Source organism: Paraburkholderia sp. RL18-085-BIA-A, from assembly GCF_046027075.1.
In the GTDB taxonomy this organism is placed as follows: domain Bacteria; phylum Pseudomonadota; class Gammaproteobacteria; order Burkholderiales; family Burkholderiaceae; genus Paraburkholderia.
The window spans coordinates 1-5422 of record NZ_JARESU010000273.1; the positions used below are offsets into that span (position 1 = coordinate 1).

The following is a 5422-nucleotide window of genomic DNA, read 5'->3' on the forward strand; positions in this document are numbered from 1 at the left end:
TAGTCACGGCATTTACGAGACTTACGAAGAGGCCGCATCCTGGGCTTATATCGTCGAGGAAACGACTGGATTTGCAAAACTGGAGCCTACGGCCGCCAGAAGAATTGAGCCTTTTCCCATTTCTACGGCTCTTAGGGATGCCGCGCTTTTCAAGCCAGATCATCCAATGTCGACTTCGCGTCCTTTCAACTTCGAGGACGCCAAACGCAACAGAGTTTTGGTGGGCGGTCTGAGAGTCTGGGGTACATCGGAAGAAGCTCGGGCGTTTAAACCAGTGTCCCTCAAACGAGAGCCGGAAAAACCGCAGAAAATGACGGCGAAGGAAAAGGCCGCAATGCTTGGCGTTCCTGTTGCCGCGCTCTTTTACCATAGTAAGCCGCCCGACGCGCCACTTACTGACCGGGAAGAGAAGGTTCTCGACCACGATTGGGCGGCGTACCAAGCGAAGTCTGCGGATAAGCCGAAAGCCTGTAAAACGAAAGAGGCCTATCTTGCCTGGCGGCGACTATGTGCAGCTCGGGACAGGGCGAAAGCGCAAGATCCGGCTGCACGATCAGATGACCGCAAGCACCACAAGCGGCCTGTCACCTTCGACGCCCTTGCCCGCCACATAACCAGTCACTGACGTGAACCCATGTGGCATCTGAAAATGGCAAAGCTCGCGGCGGCGCATGGATTACGGTCGACAATTTCGAAACCGTTGCCGTCCAATGAAGTAAAAGTTGAGGCGTTTTCGAAGTAAAAGTTTGAACACCCTTCGATCCGGTTCAGCAACAGCCGGTCAACGAGTTTTCATATAGGCGGCGTACAGAACGCGGCCGCCGCGCGCGAGAGCAGCGTGTCGGAGTTCATCCTGCAGCGCGCCTTGCAGCGCCGCGGGTCGTGGCGAAAAGGCCGCCTTGCTTCAGCTCAAGGAGACGCTGAAGCTGCTCGACCCGCCGCTGATGCGACGGGTGCGTCCCTCGAATGCGCTATTGCACGCCGGCCGAGCGGATTGCGGCCAATGGCACCTGCCAATCGAACCCTTCAAGCAACACCGCAAGCTGCACCTGGGACAGCAGCGCGCTTCCGGCATTCGCCGTTGATTCGACTGCGCTGTTCTGCGTCGGCTCGATTGCATTCACGCCGCTGTGACGTGATGTGACGGCCTGAGCGATGGCAACGAGGCCAGTCAGTGTAGTAACGGCCAAAGCGGTACGGGTAGTGATGTAACGCGACATGTTCGATCTCCATTTCAATGCGGGGGATAACGACTTGCTTGCGCGCGCATCAAGAGAATAAGGAGAAAAAGCTTATCATCAGCTTAATAACGGATTACACGCGCTCGCGGGTGCGGTCGCGACGTCTGTGACGGGGTCAAACGGGCGGTGTGCGATGGAGGCGGCAACGTGGGCGATTAATGGGTCTTTAACAGTCCGATGAGCCGCATGGCCCCACCCTTTGCTCCTGGCTCGGCCGAACGCAGTCTCAAGGGTCTCGGGGCGGCGCCCTTTCTGCCCGGGTAGTCGAATCTGACTTACATGCGTTCGGCCGTGATGCCGTCCTCACAAGGGCAGCCGCGTGGTGGCGCAAGTGGTCGGCACGATGGGCGATATCAACCAGGCTGAGCAATCTATTGCGAGATTCGCGCCATCACACCGTTATTCATGTTTTTTTCGGGGCCGACAAAAGCAGGCAGCGCGACGACGAGCGTCTCGGCCGCCGCGCCATCGATCGCCCCGATACCATCCTGCGTCTCAAGGGCGAACGCCTCTTCCACAGCCAGCCTCCGCGCGCCGGACAAGTCGATGGGGGCGTCGCAGTAACCGTACGGCAACGGCATTTGTGCGTGAAGACGCTGCCTGACCGTGGGTTGCTGGCGGGTTCAGAAGCCGAGGCCGACACCGACGCCGCCGCCGACGCTGCCACCACCACCGCCAACGCCAATACCAATGCCAATGCGCGGCGCGTAATCGTAATAGCCGGGACCATAGCCAGGGGCTGGCACGTAACCGTAGCCGGGCGGGGGCGGAGCGACGACACAGCCGGCGAGACCGGCTACTAAAGCCAATATGCCGAATAGTCGGATCATGATCTTTTCCCCTTCATGAACTGGTGAGCAATATCCAGTCCCCATGGGCGTCTACCGGACCTGCACGCTGCGTGGATGGTAATTAGGAGTTTATACTTAGCTTGTCTCCTCCAGTTCTCCCCAAGAACATGGATTAGCCCGCCCCTATGGCGGGCTTTTTTTGTTGCGCTGGCAAAAAAACCCCGCACCTAGGGGAGCGGGCCAAAGACGGGGGTTACTCGCCTCAGGACCCTGAGGCAAAACCACTCTACCTGCAATGCCCTTCAGTGCCCACGTGATTGCGCCCCATAAATGCGCGCCTGCCAACACTCCGCACGATTCGGACTGGTATCGGGGGGCGCAGAACACGAACCTCCCGCCGACCGTCTCCCCGCTTCGGATTATTAGCGAAGGTTGTGTACGAAACCGACCGGTTACGTACGGCCGCCATGAGGCCGTACGAAAATAGGCAAAGTGACTTTCGAACATGAGGCGAGATTCGGACACCAGTTTCGTGCACCCGCGGCGTCGACCGTTGGCTTACGTCTCACTATTGTCCTACGGCCTACACCGCTATGGTGGCCCAAGGTGACCGATCGGATGTTGTCGCATAGGCAAATCTAGCCGGTGCGATGTCATGCCGGCCGCGGTTTCGTCGCGGTCGCGCCTCAACGGCGTCTTTAATTCATCTTCAAACCATGTGAAGTGTTTTGAGGAAAGTGCGGGACGGGAGCTACCTTGTGCGGCTCGCGACAGGGCTTGGGCGACAGCCGGCAGACGTTCAGGCCGCTCAGGCCGCTCAGGCCGCTCAGGCCGCTCAGGCCGCTCAGGCCGCTCAGGCCGCTCAGGCCGCTCAGGCCAGCATAGGGACCTTCCTTGACCTCACGGCCACTGCTGACGGGCGTGCTTCACGCCAGGATCGTCTCGCGCGATAAAACACGATGTAGTTGCGGTGAACGATCATTTCACGGGTACCCCGGATGCGGCCGGCCCGGTACAGCGTCGGGCGTTCGCGCAGGCCGTCGACCTTGGTGCGGATCTTCTGCACCAGCTCAGCGGCCGCATGGGATTGTCGTGGCCGATGTAGTCGAGTATGTCAAACAGGTCGTTTTCTGCCTGGACCTTCCACTCAAGCCTTCGCACGCCGGCCCTTCCGCATCGCCGCGATGCGCGCCTCAGCCTTCTTCATCACGTCCTCATGCGCGATCGTCGGGCGCGGGTCATCGATCGCCTCCTGTACCTGCTCGCGCAGCCATTTGTCGTAGGCGACGGCCCTCGCATGCGTGGCCTTCATCGCCTCGGCACGATCCGGACGGCTCTGGCGATCGAACTCCACGTCATCCGGTCGCCACGCCTCGAGCGAAAACCTTCCCGTCTGCAGGCCGAGCTCGCGAATCACTTCGAGCGCCTTGAGCGGGTTGCGGAACGCCCGCGGGAGGCGATTGTTCGATGTGACGAGCACGGCGGTGCCGGCCGTGCGGGTCTCCAGTTCGACGTAGAAGGCGCCGCCCTCGGCCTTCAGGATAGCCGACAGGACGCCGCCCGCCCGGGCAGCGGCGGTCGCCTGGGAGACGTCCAGCGTTTTCATGGCACGACCTGTTGACGATGTTTCCACGGTTAATAATATAGCGTGGAATGAACAATTGTCGAGCCTGATAGCTGGTTGTCATAAGCGCTCTTGGATACGGATGTGTGACGTTCTCCGCGAACGCCGCCGCGCAAGGCCCGTTGAAATGCTTCCGGACAGCGCCGTCAAACGGTACCATTCACGGATCGTTCGAGATGGACCTAATTGATGGAAGCCCGGTATTTTCAACTACTCGATCAGCTTGCCGATTTTGGTGAGGACCTGTGCCGCTCGCGCATCGCTCCTGACACCTGGCACGAATATTTGCAATCGGGCTTCGACCCGTCTCACGTGCCGGATTTGATACGAATCCTGGACGGCGATACGCTGCACGAATCGGAATTTACTGGCACCGCGATGGCCCCGATCCATGCGTGGCGCATTCTCGCCGAGCTGAAAGCTGTTGAGGCGATTCCAGCCTTGATCTCCCTGATACATCGGATAGACAACAATGACTGGATTGGTGAGGAATTCCCCGATGTTTTCAGCAAGATCGGCCCATCGTCGCTCGAAGCAGTCGAGCTGTATGCGCGGGATTCCCGAAACGGGGAGTTCGCCAGAATCTGTACGTTTCGCCTGATTGCCAGGATGGGATGTGACCACCCGGAACAAAGAACGCGATGCGTCGAGATTCTGACCGGTCTGCTACGCGCCCATGGGACAAACGATCCGGATATCAATGGCTTCCTCGTTTCGGCATTATCCGATCTGGGGGCTCTCGAATCTTTTGAGGTGGTCCGCGAAGCCTACGAAAAGAATCATGTGGCATTGAATATTCTGGGCGACCTGCGTGACGCCGAATACTATTTCAGGATCGGCTCTAAAGACTACGAAGACATCGAAACCTTTAGAGAGGCAAGACTCAATCGCCTCCGCACGTTGTCAGAAGCTCACCCATTCGAGCCGACCCCGATCATCGGGAAATCCCGGCCCATCGTCGCCGGTCCCAAGATCGGGAGAAACGATCTCTGCCCATGTGGAAGCGGGAAAAAGTACAAGAAGTGCCACTGGGTTGCTGCGACGTTGCACCAAGGACACTCAACATGACCCTGCTGAAAAGCCGCCAGGCAGCAACAGACTCAAAGCTCAAAGAAATCAAGGACGCCAAACGGGCATCAGACAAAGCGCGTCGTCAGCAGTACAGGCAGACGAGGGCTGATCAGGAACGCCAAGTGGCGCTGGTCGGCGAAGCTGTCATGCGCCGTCTTGATCGTGGCGAATGGGACGAAGCCGATTTCCGGCAGATGATGGATGAGGCTTTATCCCGGCCCACTGATCGTGCTCTTTTCGATCTCGACTGAGCAACCATGCTTTACCTGCACTGTACGAAGAAGCTTCTTGACCGGCTGAAACCCGAAGTGATCGCTGGCGGCACCAGTACCACGGGGCTCGGTAACTGGTATGCCACGGCTTTGCTGTGGAAGCCGCAAATTGCGCTCTTCGTCAATGAACGGACGTTGCTACCGGTCCTGATCCCTTTGGCTCCAGCAGCTGGCATGGCCACCAGATTCCCTCGCGTCCTGGCTTACGTACTCGCGGCCCACGGCATTCGGCCGCCGTTCATCGAGCAGGAGCTATTGCACATGCAGGACGTGCGATATACCAAAACGACAAACCGTAGCGTCGTCGGCATCATGACGCAGTTTTCCCAATTCGCGGAAGGCTATCGTGGCAGCGGTGAGATGAACGACCTTGTAGCGTTGTCACTCAGGTTGTCACGTATCCCTTGCAGTCCGCTCTACAGG

At 58.8% G+C, this 5422-nt stretch carries 8 protein-coding genes and 1 pseudogene; 4 read left to right on the forward strand and 5 right to left on the reverse strand.

Annotated elements, in window-relative coordinates; all coding sequences use genetic code 11:
• On the forward strand, window positions 1–625 hold a 625-nt coding region (locus tag P0D89_RS50705; protein WP_408370427.1), incomplete at its 5' end, for a hypothetical protein.
• A gap of 346 nt (window positions 626–971) precedes the next feature.
• Here the strand turns inward: P0D89_RS50705 and P0D89_RS50710 are convergent.
• The 5 genes and pseudogenes from P0D89_RS50710 to relB form a co-directional block, all read right to left on the reverse strand.
• Complete coding sequence (locus P0D89_RS50710; RefSeq protein ID WP_408370429.1) at window positions 972–1220, reverse strand: hypothetical protein; 249 nt, start codon at window positions 1218–1220, stop codon at window positions 972–974.
• Window positions 1221–1612: 392 nt separating this feature from the next.
• Window positions 1613–1759, reverse strand: a complete 147-nt coding sequence (locus tag P0D89_RS50715) for a hypothetical protein (RefSeq protein WP_408370431.1) — start codon at window positions 1757–1759, stop codon at window positions 1613–1615.
• A gap of 105 nt (window positions 1760–1864) precedes the next feature.
• Window positions 1865–2071, reverse strand: coding sequence for a hypothetical protein (locus P0D89_RS50720; RefSeq protein WP_408370432.1), 207 nt, complete (start codon window positions 2069–2071; stop codon window positions 1865–1867).
• Window positions 2072–2932: 861 nt separating this feature from the next.
• A pseudogene (locus tag P0D89_RS50725) lies at window positions 2933–3193 on the reverse strand (type II toxin-antitoxin system RelE/ParE family toxin).
• Complete coding sequence (relB, locus tag P0D89_RS50730; protein WP_408370434.1) at window positions 3180–3638, reverse strand: type II toxin-antitoxin system RelB family antitoxin; 459 nt, start codon at window positions 3636–3638, stop codon at window positions 3180–3182. Before relB ends, P0D89_RS50725 begins: the two are co-directional and overlap by 14 nt.
• Window positions 3639–3845: 207 nt before the next feature.
• Between relB and P0D89_RS50735 the strand changes: the two genes are divergently transcribed.
• The 3 genes from P0D89_RS50735 to P0D89_RS50745 all read left to right on the forward strand — a co-directional run.
• Complete coding sequence (locus P0D89_RS50735; protein ID WP_408370436.1) at window positions 3846–4724, forward strand: SEC-C metal-binding domain-containing protein; 879 nt, start codon at window positions 3846–3848, stop codon at window positions 4722–4724.
• Window positions 4721–4978 carry a DUF8583 domain-containing protein gene (locus tag P0D89_RS50740; protein ID WP_408370438.1) on the forward strand — a complete coding sequence of 86 codons (258 nt, stop codon included), beginning with the start codon at window positions 4721–4723 and terminating at the stop codon, window positions 4976–4978. Before P0D89_RS50735 ends, P0D89_RS50740 begins: the two co-directional genes overlap by 4 nt.
• A gap of 6 nt (window positions 4979–4984) precedes the next feature.
• The coding region (locus P0D89_RS50745) for a DUF6933 domain-containing protein (RefSeq protein ID WP_408370440.1) at window positions 4985–5422 on the forward strand (438 nt) is incomplete at its 3' end.

Bases quoted from the DNA above. Each gene is read 5' to 3' on its own strand.
- P0D89_RS50720 (WP_408370432.1), bottom strand. From the start codon at position 2,071: ATGATCCGACTATTCGGCATATTGGCTTTAGTAGCCGGTCTCGCCGGC.
- P0D89_RS50740 (WP_408370438.1), top strand. From the start codon at position 4,721: ATGACCCTGCTGAAAAGCCGCCAGGCAGCAACAGACTCAAAGCTCAAA.
- P0D89_RS50735 (WP_408370436.1), top strand. From the start codon at position 3,846: ATGGAAGCCCGGTATTTTCAACTACTCGATCAGCTTGCCGATTTTGGT.
- relB (WP_408370434.1), bottom strand. From the start codon at position 3,638: ATGAAAACGCTGGACGTCTCCCAGGCGACCGCCGCTGCCCGGGCGGGC.
- P0D89_RS50710 (WP_408370429.1), bottom strand. From the start codon at position 1,220: ATGTCGCGTTACATCACTACCCGTACCGCTTTGGCCGTTACTACACTG.